This window comes from Pseudomonas sp. A214, assembly GCF_900156295.1.
Lineage (GTDB): Bacteria > Pseudomonadota > Gammaproteobacteria > Pseudomonadales > Pseudomonadaceae > Aquipseudomonas > Aquipseudomonas rhizophila.
Window position 1 is genome coordinate 1,931,755 of sequence record NZ_LT707062.1, and the last position, 15,227, is coordinate 1,946,981.

General features: G+C 59.6%; 16 protein-coding genes. 9 read left to right on the plus strand and 7 right to left on the minus strand.

The genetic code is table 11. From position 1 onward, the window contains the following. The first annotated feature begins 314 nt into the window (after nt 1–314). The 5 genes from BW979_RS08725 (at nt 315) to BW979_RS08745 (ending at nt 4,189) form a co-directional block, all read left to right on the plus strand. Nucleotides 315–1,709, plus strand: coding sequence for a PhoH family protein (locus BW979_RS08725; RefSeq protein WP_047228849.1), 1,395 nt, complete (start codon nt 315–317; stop codon nt 1,707–1,709). Nucleotides 1,710–1,970: 261 nt separating this feature from the next. Beyond that, the gene (moaC, locus tag BW979_RS08730) at nt 1,971–2,444 is read left to right on the plus strand and encodes a cyclic pyranopterin monophosphate synthase MoaC (RefSeq protein WP_076383624.1); all 474 of its coding nucleotides are present in this window, start codon (nt 1,971–1,973) and stop codon (nt 2,442–2,444) included. After that, nucleotides 2,441–2,683, plus strand: coding sequence for a MoaD/ThiS family protein (locus tag BW979_RS08735; RefSeq protein ID WP_047228851.1), 243 nt, complete (start codon nt 2,441–2,443; stop codon nt 2,681–2,683). Before moaC ends, BW979_RS08735 begins: the two co-directional genes overlap by 4 nt. Before the next feature lie 3 nt (nt 2,684–2,686). Then, nucleotides 2,687–3,139, plus strand: coding sequence for a molybdopterin synthase catalytic subunit MoaE (moaE, locus tag BW979_RS08740; RefSeq protein WP_076383625.1), 453 nt, complete (start codon nt 2,687–2,689; stop codon nt 3,137–3,139). 273 nt (nt 3,140–3,412) lie between these two features. Beyond that, nucleotides 3,413–4,189 carry an ABC transporter substrate-binding protein gene (locus BW979_RS08745; protein ID WP_076383626.1) on the plus strand — a complete coding sequence of 259 codons (777 nt, stop codon included), beginning with the start codon at nt 3,413–3,415 and terminating at the stop codon, nt 4,187–4,189. A 126-nt stretch (nt 4,190–4,315) separates the two neighbouring features. Here BW979_RS08745 and BW979_RS08750 read toward each other — a convergent pair whose 3' ends face one another. The 5 genes from BW979_RS08750 to BW979_RS08770 form a co-directional block, all read right to left on the minus strand. Continuing rightward, nucleotides 4,316–4,942, minus strand: a complete 627-nt coding sequence (locus tag BW979_RS08750; RefSeq protein ID WP_076383627.1) for a helix-turn-helix transcriptional regulator — start codon at nt 4,940–4,942, stop codon at nt 4,316–4,318. Nucleotides 4,943–5,030: 88 nt separating this feature from the next. Beyond that, on the minus strand, nt 5,031–6,158 hold the full coding sequence (locus BW979_RS08755; RefSeq protein WP_076383628.1) for an NAD(P)/FAD-dependent oxidoreductase: 1,128 nt from the start codon (nt 6,156–6,158) through the stop codon (nt 5,031–5,033). A 62-nt stretch (nt 6,159–6,220) separates the two neighbouring features. Beyond that, the gene (locus BW979_RS08760) at nt 6,221–7,168 is read right to left on the minus strand and encodes an ornithine cyclodeaminase family protein (protein ID WP_047228856.1); all 948 of its coding nucleotides are present in this window, start codon (nt 7,166–7,168) and stop codon (nt 6,221–6,223) included. A gap of 125 nt (nt 7,169–7,293) precedes the next feature. After that, the gene (gene rhlB / locus BW979_RS08765) at nt 7,294–8,757 is read right to left on the minus strand and encodes an ATP-dependent RNA helicase RhlB (protein WP_047228857.1); all 1,464 of its coding nucleotides are present in this window, start codon (nt 8,755–8,757) and stop codon (nt 7,294–7,296) included. 99 nt (nt 8,758–8,856) lie between these two features. Then, nucleotides 8,857–9,513 carry an alpha/beta hydrolase gene (locus BW979_RS08770; protein WP_047228858.1) on the minus strand — a complete coding sequence of 219 codons (657 nt, stop codon included), beginning with the start codon at nt 9,511–9,513 and terminating at the stop codon, nt 8,857–8,859. A 473-nt stretch (nt 9,514–9,986) separates the two neighbouring features. Between BW979_RS08770 and BW979_RS08775 the strand changes: the two genes are divergently transcribed. From BW979_RS08775 to BW979_RS08790, 4 genes are all read left to right on the plus strand, one after another. Then, nucleotides 9,987–11,018, plus strand: coding sequence for an amino acid ABC transporter substrate-binding protein (locus BW979_RS08775; RefSeq protein ID WP_047228859.1), 1,032 nt, complete (start codon nt 9,987–9,989; stop codon nt 11,016–11,018). Between the two features lie 65 nt (nt 11,019–11,083). Further along, nucleotides 11,084–12,265, plus strand: a complete 1,182-nt coding sequence (locus tag BW979_RS08780) for an amino acid ABC transporter permease (protein ID WP_047228860.1) — start codon at nt 11,084–11,086, stop codon at nt 12,263–12,265. A gap of 12 nt (nt 12,266–12,277) precedes the next feature. Next, nucleotides 12,278–13,375, plus strand: a complete 1,098-nt coding sequence (locus BW979_RS08785; protein ID WP_047228861.1) for an amino acid ABC transporter permease — start codon at nt 12,278–12,280, stop codon at nt 13,373–13,375. Between the two features lie 11 nt (nt 13,376–13,386). Further along, nucleotides 13,387–14,151: an amino acid ABC transporter ATP-binding protein gene (locus BW979_RS08790; protein ID WP_047228862.1), complete on the plus strand. Its 765-nt coding sequence runs from the start codon at nt 13,387–13,389 to the stop codon at nt 14,149–14,151. A gap of 58 nt (nt 14,152–14,209) precedes the next feature. On the opposite strand, the gene BW979_RS08795 is transcribed toward BW979_RS08790, so the two are convergent. Further along, the gene (locus tag BW979_RS08795) at nt 14,210–14,698 is read right to left on the minus strand and encodes a type II toxin-antitoxin system MqsA family antitoxin (protein WP_076383629.1); all 489 of its coding nucleotides are present in this window, start codon (nt 14,696–14,698) and stop codon (nt 14,210–14,212) included. Continuing rightward, a complete protein-coding gene (locus BW979_RS08800; RefSeq protein WP_076383630.1) occupies nt 14,695–15,006 on the minus strand; it encodes a type II toxin-antitoxin system MqsR family toxin in 312 nt (103 codons plus the stop codon). Before BW979_RS08800 ends, BW979_RS08795 begins: the two co-directional genes overlap by 4 nt. Nucleotides 15,007–15,227: the final 221 nt, after the last annotated feature.

Consider the following 15,227-nt stretch of genomic DNA (forward strand, 5'->3'; position numbering starts at 1 on the left):
ACTGGGGGAGGAGGAGAATTCGGCGCACTTTCATGGCGACCGGACTTCCGACTTTAACGGCGCAACGGCGCAACGCCAAGCGTTATTCGTCACTCTGAAAAATAAACTTCAAAAAAGCGTCAAAGTGCTTTTTCCTGTCATGTGTTTTGGAGTATCAAGAAGTCAGACCGCCGAAACCTGCAACACAGGTGGCGTCTTCCAAGACCCAGTTGTGTGCAGTTCACCTCAAGCCTTGCGGGTGAATTCGGTGGCTACTTCGAGGCGCAGCACTGTCACGGTATTGCGTCGAATGGCCCCCACAAAGGTGACCGAGTATGGATGACCACGGACGTAGCCCTTCCTCCAACCAGCCAATCCTCTATGTACTCGATACCAACGTATTGATCCACGATCCAAACGCACTCCTGAACTTCGAAGAACACCATGTTGCCATCCCGATGACCGTGCTCGAGGAGCTGGACAAGCTCAAGAGCGGGCATCACAGCGTCGCCGCCGAATGCCGGCAGGCGATCCGCCTGATCGACAAGACCCTGGGAGACGCGTCGCCCGAGGACGTTGAACTGGGTGTGCCGATCCAGCGTGGCAAAAGTGGTCCCAAAGGCCTGCTCTCGATCCTGATGAGCAAGCGCACCGAACCCAACCTGGTGCTGCCCGAACACCTGAACGACAACATCATCATCAACCAGTTGATCGACCTGCACGCGCGCAACCAGGATCAGGCCGTGGTTCTGGTGACCAAAGACATCAACATGCGCCTCAAGGCCCGCGCCTGCGGGATCGCGGCGGAGGACTACAGCACCGACCAATTGGTCGACGACGTATCACTGCTGCCCAACGGCTATCACACCATGACCGGCTCCTTCTGGGACCGGGTGAGCAAGGTCGAGACCCGTCAGGACCATGGTCGCACCTGGCACCAGGTGCAGTTGATCGACAATCTGCCGGCGGTGCACATCAATGAGTTCATCATCGACGAACAGGGTTTCGTCGGCTGGATCAAGGAAATCCAGGTCGACAAGCTGCTGATTCTCGATCTGCACCAGGAACCCCTGCTGCATCAGGAGGCCTGGGGCCTCAAGCCGCGGGATATCTACCAGAGCCTGGCCTTGTTCGCCTTGCTCGACCCGGATATCCACCTGGTCAACCTGTCCGGCGCCGCCGGTTCGGGCAAGACCATCCTGGCCCTGGCCGCCGCCATCGAACAGACCATGGTCAGCAAGCGCTACCGGCGCATCATCGCCACTCGCAGCGTGCAGGGCCTGGACCAGGAAATCGGCTTTTTGCCCGGCACCGAAGCGGAAAAAATGGAGCCTTGGCTGGGCGCCATCACCGATAACCTTGAAGCCTTGCACATGGATGACGAAAGCACTCATGGCAGCGTCGACTACATCCTCAGCAAGGTGCCGTTGCAGTTCAAATCCCTCAACTACATTCGCGGCCGCAGCTTCCAGCAGAGCCTGATCCTGATCGACGAATGCCAGAACCTCACCCCGCACCAGATGAAAACCATCATCACCCGTGCCGGCGCCGGTTCCAAAGTGGTGTGCCTGGGCAACCTGGCACAGATCGACACCCCTTACCTGTCCGCGACCAGTTCCGGGCTGACCTACCTGACCGAACGCTTCAAAGACTTCCCCAACGGGGTCCACATCACCCTGCAGGGCGTACCGCGCTCGATCCTGGCCGAATACGCCGAATCTCACCTGTAACTGACCATCAGAACCGGGCGACCTCAAGGTCGCCCGGTTTTTTTATGACTGTACGAAAACCCCTGTGGGAGCGAGCAGGCTCGCGATAGCGGTGCATCAGCCACCTATTTTTATCTGATACACCGCCTTCGCGAGCAAGCCCGCTCCCACAGGAGGATTTGCGGTGATTGGGCAATTGCGCTCGCCACAGGTGCGACAATCAGGCCTGCCGGAATCTGACTCACAGGTTTACAATCGATGCTCCCGATCAGGAGTAACCCTGTGCTGACTCATCTCGATTCCCAAGGTCGCGCCAACATGGTCGATGTGACCGACAAGGCCGTGACGTTCCGTGAAGCCACGGCCGAAGCCTTTGTGCGCATGCTGCCCGAAACACTGCAGATGATCGTCAGCGGTGGTCATCCCAAAGGCGATGTGTTCGCCGTTGCGCGCATTGCCGGCATTCAGGCGGCGAAAAAAACCAGTGACCTGATTCCGCTCTGCCATCCGCTGATGCTCACCAGCGTCAAGGTCGAGCTCAATGCCGAAGGCGAGGACCGGGTGCGCATCGTTGCCCGTTGCAAACTGTCGGGGCAGACCGGCGTGGAGATGGAAGCCCTCACCGCCGCCAGTGTTGCTGCGCTGACCATCTACGACATGTGCAAGGCCGTGGATCGGGGCATGACCATTGAAGGCGTGCGGGTGCTGGAGAAACTCGGCGGCAAGAGCGGCCACTTCCAGGCGGATGCACCATGAAAATTACCGTGAAGTTCTTTGCGCGTTATCGCGAAGCGTTGGGCGTTGATTCGCAGAAGGTCGAGGGCGATTTCTCCACGGTGGACGACGTGCGGATACTGTTGGCCGCGCGTGAAGGTTTCGATGTCTTGAAAGAACAAAACCTGATGTGCGCCCGCAACGAAGACCTGTGCCAGCTCGACGAGCCGCTGGTCGATGGTGACGAAGTGGCATTCTTTCCCACCGTGACCGGAGGCTGAGCCATGGCGATTCGGGTGCAAGCCGATCCGTTCGACCCGGGCGTCGAAGTCAACGCGATGCACGCGGCCAATGTTGGCGTGGGGGCGGTGGTGAGTTTTGTCGGCTACGTGCGTGACTTCAATGACGGCCTTGATGTGTCCGGGATGTTCCTGGAGCACTACCCGGGCATGACTGAAAAAGCCTTGGGCAAGATCGTCGCCGAGGCCGAGCAGCGCTGGCCGTTGCTCAAGCTGGAGGTCCTGCATCGCATCGGTGCCCTGGAGCCGGGCGAACCGATCGTCTTCGTGGCGGCCGCCAGTGCCCATCGCCAGGCGGCATTCGACGCCTGCGCCTTTGTCATGGACTACCTCAAGACCCGTGCGCCGTTCTGGAAAAAAGAAAACACCGCCGATGGCCCGCGCTGGGTAGAAGGGCGTGACAGTGATCATGCGGCGGCGGATCGCTGGAAGCGGTAGATAGCCTGTTGCTGATTCATTGCCTGCCAACCGCTATCGCGAGCAGGCTCGCTCCCACAAGGGATCCAGGTTGTACACAGTATTCGTGTTCGACGCAGGCCTCCTGTGGGAGCGAGCCTGCTCGCGATGAGGCCATTAGCCTCCCATCACTTTTCGCGGTTGCCCCAATTGACGATATGTACATTAAAGTCCAGTATGGATTTATAAGTACATAAAATCCGTCGCTTCACCTTTCTCTGCCAAAACCAACAACAAACCCGCGAGAGATCGATCATGAAAAAGCTCCCCCTCATCACCGGCTTGGCCTTGAGCCTGCTGGCCTCCAGCAGCCTGTTCGCCGCCGACAAGACCTTGCGTATCGGCATTGAAGCGGCGTATCCGCCGTTTGCTTCCAAGACCTCCGAAGGAAAGATCGAGGGATTTGACTATGACATTGGCAACGCGCTGTGCGCGCAGATGAAGGTCAAGTGCCAGTGGATCGAAAGTGAGTTTGACGGGCTGATTCCGTCGCTCAAGGTGAAGAAAATCGACATGGCGCTGTCGTCCATGACCATCACCGAAGAGCGCAAGAAGTCGGTGGATTTTACTCACAAGTACTACTTCACCTCGTCGCGGCTGGTCATGAAGGAGGGCGCGGTGGTCGATGACCAGTACGCCAGTCTCAAAGGCAAGACCGTGGGTGTGCAACGGGCGACCACCACCGACCGCTTCGCTACGGAGGTCTTCGAACCCAAGGGCGTGACAGTCAAGCGCTACAGCAACAACGAAGAAATCTACATGGACCTGGCGTCCGGTCGACTGGACGCGATATTCGCTGACACCATCCCGCTCGAGGATTTTCTGTCGATGCCCCGGGGCAAGGGCTACGCGTTTGTCGGGCCGGAGCTCAAGGACCCGAAATACGTCGGTGAAGGCGCGGGTATCGCGGTGCGCAAGGGCAATACCCAACTGGTGTCGGACTTGAACAAGGCCATCGACGGGATTCGGGCCAGTGGGGAGTATCAGAAGATCCAGGCCAAGTATTTCAAGTCGGATATCTATGGCGACTGATTGATCGTTATCGCGAGCAGGCTCGCTCCCACATTGGATCTCATTGAACACAAATAGCGTGTTCGACACAGACCCCCTGTGGGAGCGAGCCTGCTCGCGATGAGGCCAGGTCAGGCAAGAAAAACCTCAGCCCTTCAACTCCTTCAAATGCTTGTAAACCGTCGCTCGTCCCATGTTCAGCACATTCGCCACATAGTTGGACGCGCTCTTGCCCTTGAACGCGCCTTCGGCATGCAGCGCCAGCACCAGTTCGCGTTTATGGTCGCGGGTCAGCAGGTTCAGGCTCAACTGACGCTCGCGCATCCAGGCGTGGAGGAAGGTGTTGATCCGTTCCTGCCAGTCATCGCGAAACAGTGAGTCCGGTTGCGGGATCAACTTGCCCGGCGACAGGAACAGGTCCAGCGCGGCCTTGGCATTCTCGAACAGCGAAATATTCAGATTGATGCACAGCACCGCCAGCGGGCGCCCCCCTGCATCGCGCAGGACGCTGCTGAGGCTGCGGATTTTCTGCCCGTCCCAATTGAGTTTTTCGTATGGGCCGATGTTCCGTTCGCTGATCTCTTCGCTGAGCATGTCCTCCAGGGACGAGTCATCCCCTATCACGCGCTTGGACAGGTTGTTGGCGATGTAGTCGACTTTCTGCGTACGCAGGTCGTGCAGCACCACTTCGGCGTGAGGGTAGAACAGCGTGGCGATGGCGTCGGCGATGGTGCGGAAATTATCCAGTGTCGGATCAGGTTGCGGGGCATTCATGACAGGGCTCCGGGCAGCGTCAGCGCCCCGTGAAGCAGGGGCGCGCAGGAGTGTGCCGCAATCGTGGCGATGCGTCACCTGGGTGGGTTCAAGCCAGGCGTGCCGGCGACAGCTGGGTGGTGCTCAGGCCGAAACGGGTCAAGGTCTCGGGCAATGGCTCACCGCGCACCAGGGCCGCGCTGGCCTGACCCATGGCCGGGGACGTCTGGATGCCGTAGCCGCCCTGGGCCGCGACCCAGAACAACCCCGGTACCTGGGGATCGAAACCGGACAAGAGGTCGCCGTCGGGGACGAAACTGCGCAACCCGGCCCAGGTGCGGGTCGGACGGCGGATGGTCAGGGTGGTGGCTTCTTCGATCTGGTAGATGCCCATGGCAATGTCCAGTTCTTCAGGCTGCACGTCGTGAGGTTCCACCGGATCGGCATTTGCCGGCGAGCCGAGGAACATGCCGGCGTCGGGCTTCATATAGAACGACTCGTCGAGGCTCACCAGCATCGGCCAGTCATGAATGTCCACGCCCTCGGGGCCGGCAAAAATGAATGCCGCCCGCCGCTTGGGTTGCAGGCCCAGCTTGCGCGCGCCGGCCATTTCGGCAATGTGATCGGCCCAGGCGCCGGCCGCGTTGATCAGCACCGGAGCGCTGAAGGTCTGGCCAGCGGTTGCTACCTGCCACATCCCCTGATCGTCGCGGCTCAGGCCCAGCACTTCGGTGTCGGTGTGCACCTGACCGCCGTTGCGGCGGATACCGCGCAGGTAGCCTTGGTGCAGCGCATCGGTGTCGATGTCACAGGCGGTGGGGTCGTAGATTGCACCATGCACCTTGTCCCGTCGCAGGATCGGCAGTCGCACACAGGCCTCTTCGGCGCTGAGTAGCTGCATCTGCGGCACCGTGGCCTTGGCGCTGAGGTACTGGTTGTTCAGCTCGGCCGGGTCGCCGGTGAAATCCACGGTCATTTCGCCCCGTGGGGTGAGCAGCGGGTGTTCGCAGAAATCGGCCGGCGGGGCGTCGAAAAAGTCACGGCTGGCCTGGGTCAGCGCCCGCACCTGAGGCGTGCCATAGGCCGCGGTGTACAGCGCCGCCGAGCGCCCTGTGGAGTGGTAGCCCGGATGGGATTCGCGCTCGAGCACAATGACCCGACCGTGGGGGGCCAGCCAGTAACCGGTGGAAGCACCGGCGATGCCACCGCCGATGATGATGAAGTCTGCTGAGGTCATGAAGCTCTCCTGTGGAGCGCGGTGCCGGGAGTTAGTAAAACCTTCTGGGCAAATTGGCTGTGTCAGTTGTGCAACTGATAAAGCGCATTCGCCAGCGCAACGTCTTCCAACCCCAGGCCGATGGAGCGGAAAAACACATGGCGCTCATAGCCGGGACGCGCTACGTGTTCGCTGAGCAGTTCAGGCAAATCCCCAACCAGGCGTGACGCGTCCCAGCCGTGCTGTTCAGCGGCAATCAACATTTCACCGGCCGAACCGGGGGTGGTCTGACGATAGTCACAGAACACGTCCATGTCGTTGAGGCTCTGGGGGGGCACTTCGTGGGCGCGCGGAGCATTGGTGCTGATGGAGGTAATCAGGGCTGGCTTGCTCAGTGTCTGTGGGTCGAGCACTGCCTTGGCGGACGAGGTGCAGAGCATCACCACATCGGCGTCGTGCAGCGCCGCTTCAAGGCTGGCCGCGATTTGCAGGCGCGGATCCAGCTCGGTGAGCGAAGCACGCTCTTGCGCCGATTTATTCTGTAGGCTGGGCGAATAGAGGCTGATGCTTTGCCAGTCCCGCAGACCCTTGACGTATTGCACGTGGGCCCTTGCCACTGCGCCGCTGCCGATGACTGCCAAGCGCCGGGCCTGGAATGGGGCCAGGGCATCCACGGCGACGGCAGTGGTGGCTGCGGTGCGGGCGGTGGTCAGTTCGGCGGCGTCGCACAGCAGCAGTGGCTGGCCGGTCTGCATCGACATCAGTAGGGTCCAGGCGGTCACCAATGGACCTTGCTCGCGCACGATATACGGTGAGGTCTTGACCCCGTAGACCTGCTCTTCAGCCAGCACGCCCAGGTAGTTGATGAAATCCCCGGCGCCTTGGGGAAACGCCACAAGTTGCTGGGGCGGTTGGACGGCCTGTCCGGCGGCAAGGTCGTGGAACAGCTTGCGTAAAATCTGCGGTACGTCGACTTGGCCGAGCAGCTCTCGGGCCTGGGCTTGGGTCATCACGTAGGGCGTGCTGGACATCGGGACTCCGGGGTGCTTTGTGTAAACTAATTTGTCCATTATGGACTTATAGTTCTGTTGGGCAATATCCCGGACGAAAAAAAAGCGCAGCGTTTGCGGCTGCGCTTTCTGGTTCCTGACGACGGTTAAGGGCGTTTGCGCTCAACCGGCCGAAGCAGATGAGTCGGTGGGGTTTCGCAATTGATCTTCTTCCCCAGCAACGCTTCGATGGACGGCAACTGATAGGAGTCATCCTCACCGGCGAAGCTGATCGATACGCCAGCGGCGCCTGCACGCCCAGTACGCCCGATCCGGTGCACATAGTCATCCGGCACTTCCGGCAGGGTGAAGTTGATCACGTGGCTGATCCCGTCGATATGAATCCCGCGCCCGGCCACATCGGTGGCCACCAGCACACGGATCTTGCCTTCGCGAAAGCCTTCCAGCGTCTTGATACGCTTGTGTTGCGGCACGTCGCCCGACAACTGGGCTGCGTTGACGCCATCGCGTACCAGTCGCTCCTCGATACGACGTACTTCGTCCTTGCGGTTGGCGAACACCATCACGCGCTCCCAACCGTTGTCGTTGACCAGGTTGTAGAGCAGCTTGTACTTGTCGGCGCCGGCCACAGCGTAGATGTGCTGCTCGACGTTTTCGCTCGCGACGTTCAGCGCCTCGATCTCGACGATGGACGGGTCGGTGGTCCATTGCTTGGCCAGGTTCATCACGTCTTCGGTGAACGTGGCGGAAAACAGCAGGGTCTGGCGTTCGCTTTTCGGTGGGGTCTGGCGAATGATCTGGCGCACTTGCGGGATGAAGCCCATGTCGAGCATGCGGTCGGCTTCGTCCAGCACCATCACCTCGACCATGTCCAGGTGCACATCGCCGCGCTGGTTGAAGTCCAGCAGGCGTCCCGGTGTTGCCACCAGAATGTCGCAGTGACGGGCTTCGAGGTGCTTGAGCTGCTTGTCGAAGTCCATGCCGCCGACGAACGTCATGACGTTCAGTCCGGTGTACTTGGTCAGGTCGGCGGCGTCCTTGGCGATCTGCACCACCAGCTCGCGGGTCGGTGCGATGATCAGCGCCCGTGGCTCGCCCATGTAGCGTTCTTTGGGCGGCGGGGTCTGCAGCAACTGGGTAATGATGGAAATCAGGAACGCGGCGGTCTTGCCGGTGCCGGTCTGGGCGCGGCCGATGGCATCTTTACCTGCGAGGGTGAATCCCAGCACCTGCGCCTGGATTGGCGTGCAGTAGGGGAAGCCCAGGTCCTGGATGGCATGCATCAGTTCAGGGGCGAGTTTGAAATCATGGAAGCGGGTCTTGCCTTCCTGGGGTTCTACGACGAAATCCTCGAGCTTCCAGGCGACGACCGGCGGTTTTGGGGCGCGCTCGCGGCGCGGCTTGGGGGCTTCGTTGTGTGGCTGTTGCGGCGCGGGAGCGACAGGCGCGGTGGCCGCGTCTTTTTCTGTGTTCGCAACAGGCGTTGTCCGCCGCGGCTTTTTTTGCACCTCGGCACGACTCGGGCTGTGGGCAGGTGCGCTGGGGCCAGGCACGAGCTGCTCGGCCTCGCTTTTACCGAACATCTTCTTGAGTGCTTTGAGCACGGTCATCTCATCGATTGGTTAAGGAATGTACGCCGGCCAGTGTAATGCAAGAAACGGGCGCGGCGTAGTGTGATCGTCAAGGGGTTGACATGTCCTCACGCCCGCTTAGCGCAACCGCTCGCTCAGCCAGGTGCCGATGTCGCGAATCTCTTCGGGTAACACTTCATGGCCCATTGGGTATTCTTGCCATGTCACGGTGACACCATGCTGTTTCAAATACTCTTTCGCGGTCCGCCCCATGGGGTTGAGTACCACTTCGTCGTACTGGCCGTGTAGCGCCAATACCGGAATGCGCTGCTGGCTGGCCGACAATTGCAGTTCTTCGCTGAAAGTCGGTGCATAAGTGGACAGCGCGACTACGCCCCCCAATGGACCCTGCCATTTCACGAACGCGGTGTGATAGACCACCGCGCCGCCTTGGGAAAAACCTGCGAGGAAAATCCGCGAGGCGTCTATTCCAAGGGCTCGCTGGGCTTCGATCAGGTCGATGACCCGCTGCGCCGACACTTCCAGCTGTTGCTCGTCGATGGCCCGCGCGGGGCTCAGGGCGCGGATATCGTACCAACTCGGCATGGCGTAGCCGCCGTTGATGGTCACCGGCTGGGTCGGCGCTTGAGGCAGAACGAAACGTGTCGTGAGCAGGCTTTGCTGCAGCATTTCGGCCACCGGCAGGAAGTCGTAACGATCGGCGCCCAGGCCGTGGAGCCAGATGACGCACGCGTCGGCGGTGCCGCTGGGCTCGAGAATCAAGGGGTCGGTCATGGTCTGCTCCAAATCTGTGCGGGCGCGCTCATTCAGTGCGTTATTACAGTGCGGGCCCGGTGCCTCAGTTAATTAGATGTCGCAATCTTAAAAGTTTTTGTCTTGACGTGTCTCATAAGGGTCAAGCGCAGCGGTGTGGTACGGCGTTTGCTTTGAGGTAGCTTGAGTGATGATTCTTACGCTGCGCGGTAACACTATCAGCTTGACGCGCCGCATGGGATATCAGAAATCCGGTGATGGATGTTCGCCAATAGCCGCTACGGGCTTCGCGAACGTGAAGGGCTACAGCCCGTTCGGCCGATTGGTGAGAGATGAGGCAGGCGCCCTGTTTAGGGGCATTCTCATTATTAGACTCATAGCGAAGGTCCAGACGTCGGTTGACCCTAAAAAAAGCCAACAAGGGTCGGCAATGCCCCATAAGGGTGCGACAGGGCTCGAGCTCCGACACAACAAGAGCAAAACTGGAGGTTTGAATGAAGTTACTGAAATCCACCCTGGCCGTCGTGACTGCAGCAGCAGTGCTCGGCGTCAGCGGGTTCGCTCAGGCGGGTGCAACCCTGGATGCCGTACAGAAGAAAGGCTTTGTGCAATGTGGCGTGAGTGATGGCTTGCCGGGTTTCTCGGTACCCGATGCAAGTGGCAAGATTCTCGGCATTGACGCGGACTTCTGCCGTGCCGTGGCGGCTGCTGTGTTTGGCGATGCGACTAAGGTGAAGTTCAGCCAGTTGAACGCCAAGGAGCGCTTCACCGCGCTGCAGTCCGGCGAAATCGACATCCTTTCGCGCAACACCACCATGACCAGTTCCCGTGACGCGGGCATGGGCCTGAAATTTCCAGGCTTCATCACCTACTACGACGGCATCGGCTTCCTGGTAAACAACAAGCTGGGCGTCAAGAGCGCCAAGGAACTGGACGGTGCAACCATCTGCATCCAGGCCGGTACCACTACCGAGCTGAACGTCTCCGACTACTTCCGTGGCAACGGCCTCAAATACACCCCGATCACCTTCGACACCTCCGATGAAAGCGCCAAGTCGCTGGAATCCGGTCGTTGCGACGTGCTGACCTCCGACAAGTCCCAGCTGTTTGCCCAGCGCAGCAAGCTGGCCGCGCCGAAGGACTACGTGGTTCTGCCGGAAACCATTTCCAAGGAACCACTGGGCCCGGTCGTGCGTAACGGCGATGACGAGTGGCTGGCCGTTGTGCGCTGGACTGGCTACGCCATGCTCAACGCCGAAGAAGCCGGCATCACTTCGAAGAACGTTGAAGCTGAAGCCAAATCCACCAAGAACCCGGACGTCGCCCGTATGCTCGGCGCTGACGGTGAATATGGTAAAGACCTGAAGCTGCCCAAAGACTGGGTTGTCCAGATCGTCAAACAAGTCGGTAACTACGGTGAAGTGTTCGAGCGCAACCTCGGCAAAGGCACCCCGCTGGAAATCGATCGCGGCCTGAACGCGCTGTGGACCAACGGCGGCATTCAATACGCACCACCAGTGCGCTGATGGTTCTATCACCCGGTGGGCCAACCACCGGGTGATGTTCTGTTCCATTCTTTGCGGGGCACTTCATGCAAAATTCAATCGGCGCACCTAAGCAGAGGCTTAGCCTCAGCGATCCACGCGTGCGTGCCTGGGTATTTCAGATCGTCACCATTGTGGCGGTGGTTTCACTGGGCTGGTTTCTGTTCGACAACACGCAAACCAACCTAGAGCACCGGGGCATCACCTCCGGCTTCAGCTTTCTGGAGCGCAGTGCCGGGTTCGGCATCGCTCAAACCCTGATCGACTACACCGAAGCGGACAGCTATGCCCGCGTCTTTGTCATCGGGTTGCTCAACACTCTGCTGGTGACGTTCATCGGCGTGATCCTGGCGACGATTCTCGGTTTCATTGTCGGCGTGGCCCGACTGTCGAAAAACTGGATCATCGCCAAAGTGGCAACGGTGTATGTGGAGGTTTTCCGTAATATCCCGCCACTGCTGCAGATCCTGTTCTGGTACTTCGCGGTATTCCTCACCATGCCGGGGCCGCGCGCCGCCCATAACTTCGGCGACACCTTCTTTGTCAGCAGCCGGGGCCTGAACATGCCGGCCGCGCTGGTGGCGGACGGGTTTTGGCCATTCGTGATCAGCGTCGTGCTGGCCATCGTCGCCATCGTGCTGATGACCCGCTGGGCCAACAAGCGTTTCGAAGCCACGGGTGAGCCGTTCCATAAATTCTGGGTGGGCCTGGCGCTGTTCCTGGTAATCCCGGCGCTGTGCGCCCTGGTCTTCGGAGCCCCTGTGCACTGGGAAATGCCGGAACTCAAGGGCTTCAACTTCGTCGGTGGCTGGGTGCTGATTCCCGAATTGCTGGCATTGACGTTGGCACTGACGGTGTACACCGCGGCGTTCATCGCCGAGATCGTGCGTTCGGGCATCAAGTCGGTCAGCCACGGCCAGACCGAAGCCGCCCATTCCCTGGGCCTGCGTAACGGTCCGACCTTGCGCAAGGTGATCATCCCGCAAGCCCTGCGCGTGATCATCCCGCCGTTGACCAGCCAATACCTGAACCTGGCGAAGAACTCCTCGCTGGCGGCCGGTATCGGTTATCCGGAAATGGTTTCGCTGTTTGCCGGTACGGTGCTGAACCAGACCGGGCAGGCGATCGAAGTTATTGCGATCACCATGAGCGTGTACCTGGCGATCAGTATCAGCATTTCCCTGCTGATGAACTGGTACAACAAGCGCATTGCGCTGATCGAGCGGTGAGGAAAAACGCGCATGACATCCCATACTTTCAAACCTGACATGCCCCCACCGAGCAGTAGCATCGGCGTGGTGGCGTGGATGCGCGCGAACATGTTCTCCAGCTGGCTCAACACCTTGCTGACGTTGTTTGCGTTCTACCTGATTTACCTGGTCGTTCCACCGATCATCAGTTGGGCGATCCTCGACGCCAACTGGGTCGGCACCACACAGGCTGACTGCACCAAGGAGGGCGCCTGCTGGGTGTTCATCCAGCAGCGCTTCGGCCAGTTCATGTACGGCTACTATCCGACGGACCTGCGCTGGCGCGTGGACCTGACCGTGTGGTTGGCTGTCATTGGTGTGGCTCCGCTGTTCATCTCGCGCTTCCCGCGCAAGGCGGTCTACGGCCTGAGTTTCCTGGTGCTGTATCCGATCATCGCCTGGTGCCTGTTGCACGGTGGTGTATTCGGCTTGACCACCGTGCCGACCAGCCAATGGGGCGGCCTGATGCTGACCCTGGTGATCGCCACCGTCGGTATCGCCGGGGCTTTGCCGTTGGGCATCGTGCTGGCTTTGGGGCGGCGTTCGAACATGCCGGCGATTCGTGTGGTCTGCGTGACCTTCATCGAATTCTGGCGCGGCGTGCCGTTGATCACGGTGCTGTTCATGTCCTCGGTGATGCTGCCGCTGTTCCTGCCTGAAGGCATGAACTTCGACAAGCTGCTGCGGGCACTGATCGGCGTGATCCTGTTCCAGTCGGCCTACGTGGCTGAAGTGGTGCGTGGCGGCTTGCAAGCCATTCCCAAAGGTCAGTACGAAGCGGCCGCGGCGATGGGCCTGGGCTACTGGCGCAGCATGGGCCTGGTGATTCTGCCGCAAGCCCTGAAGATGGTGATCCCGGGTATCGTCAACACCTTCATCGCGTTGTTCAAGGACACCAGCCTGGTGATCATCATCGGCCTGTTCGACCTGCTCAACAGCGTGAAACAAGCTGCCGCCGACCCGAAATGGCTGGGCATGGCCACCGAAGGCTATGTGTTCGCCGCCCTGGTGTTCTGGATTTTCTGTTTTGGTATGTCCCGCTATTCCATGCATTTGGAACGCAAGCTGGACACTGGCCACAAGCGTTAGGAGCGTAGTTTATGAGTGAAGCGATCAAACAGCCTGTGAGCCCTGAAGGCATTATTCAGATGCAGGGCGTGAACAAGTGGTACGGCCAGTTCCACGTGTTGAAAGACATCAACCTGAACGTCCAGCAGGGCGAGCGTATCGTGCTGTGCGGCCCGTCGGGTTCCGGCAAGTCCACCACCATCCGTTGCCTCAACCGCCTGGAAGAACACCAGCAGGGTCGCATCGTGGTCGATGGCGTGGAACTGACCAACGACCTCAAGCAGATCGAAGCGATCCGCCGTGAAGTCGGCATGGTGTTCCAGCACTTCAACCTGTTCCCGCACTTGACCATCCTGCAGAACTGCACCCTGGCGCCGATGTGGGTGCGCAAGATGCCCAAGCGCAAGGCCGAGGAAATCGCCATGCATTACCTGGAGCGCGTACGCATTCCAGAGCAGGCGCACAAATACCCGGGCCAGCTCTCCGGCGGCCAGCAGCAGCGTGTGGCCATCGCCCGTGCCCTGTGCATGAAACCGAAAATCATGCTGTTCGATGAACCGACTTCGGCGCTCGACCCGGAAATGGTGAAAGAGGTTCTGGACACCATGATCGGCCTGGCCGAAGACGGCATGACCATGCTCTGCGTGACCCACGAAATGGGCTTTGCCCGCACCGTGGCCAACCGTGTGATCTTCATGGACAAGGGCGAAATCGTCGAACAGGCCGCGCCGAACGACTTCTTCGATAACCCGCAGAACGACCGCACCAAGCTGTTCCTGAGCCAGATTCTGCATTGATCCGGCCTTAGGCATTGAAATAGACCCGGACTTGTCCGGGTTTATTTTTGCCTGGGATTCAGGGTGTCAGAACGGTTGCCTGTTCCGGATGGCGGGTAGTCAACAACTGCTTCAAATCGGTGCCCTCGCTCAGTGCGAGTATTTCCGCCATCAGGTGGGGATGACGATCGAGCAGGCGCATCAGCATGAACAGTGGTTGCGGTGGGGCGACTTCGCCACGCTCGTAACGGGAAAAGGCGTTGTGTCCGCCGCCAGACAGCAGCTTCACCGCGTCTTTTTGCGTGAGGTGCAGTTTGCGGCGGATGCGTTTCATCTCCGCCGCCATCGCCTGGGCACAATCTTCGAGCAACTGATCGCTCGCCTGGGAATAACGTTGCGCGCTGTCGGTGTCGTGATCAAATTCGATTTCACCACAGACCCGGCACTCCCATCCGACGATGTCGTGCACCTGCCGTGCTACTTGCTTGTAGTCGATGGTAAAGCTGCGGCCCTCAAAGTGTTGCATGGCGTCTTGAGTACCGCAGTTGACACATTGCTGCGTTTTCATTGGTCTTTCTCCTTGAAGGAGACTACCGGATGCCCACCGCCAGGGCGGTAGGTCACCTTGATGTAAATCTCCCGATCCTGAAATGTGGTGTGATAAACGTCCTGCCAGATTCGATGATCGGCATAGGTCGTCATCGATTTGTGCAACATCCTGTACTCCAGCGAGGCCATGATTTGCAGCATCCGGGCAGTGCTTAACGACATTCTTCGAGCGCCTTGCTGAGCGCTCATTGTGAATGCCTTGTTCCCCAGCCTGAGGACTTCGGCCTTGACGACTGCCAGGTCGTCGTGGGGTGTGCTCTTTTCCATAGAACTGTATGCCTTGTCCTTAAAATTACCCTTAAGGGGTAATTTTGACCAATCGAAAATTTCGCTCCTTTTCCCTCGCATTGACCTTAGGCGGTTGCCGTCCTACAAGAAGCTGACTAATCTGTCAGAAAATTCAACCCATGCTGCCTACCCCTGCGCTCAGCGAACGCTATCGTGACTTCCCAAGCGTCATCGGCGCGCAGTGGCGCCAGAGCTTCGTC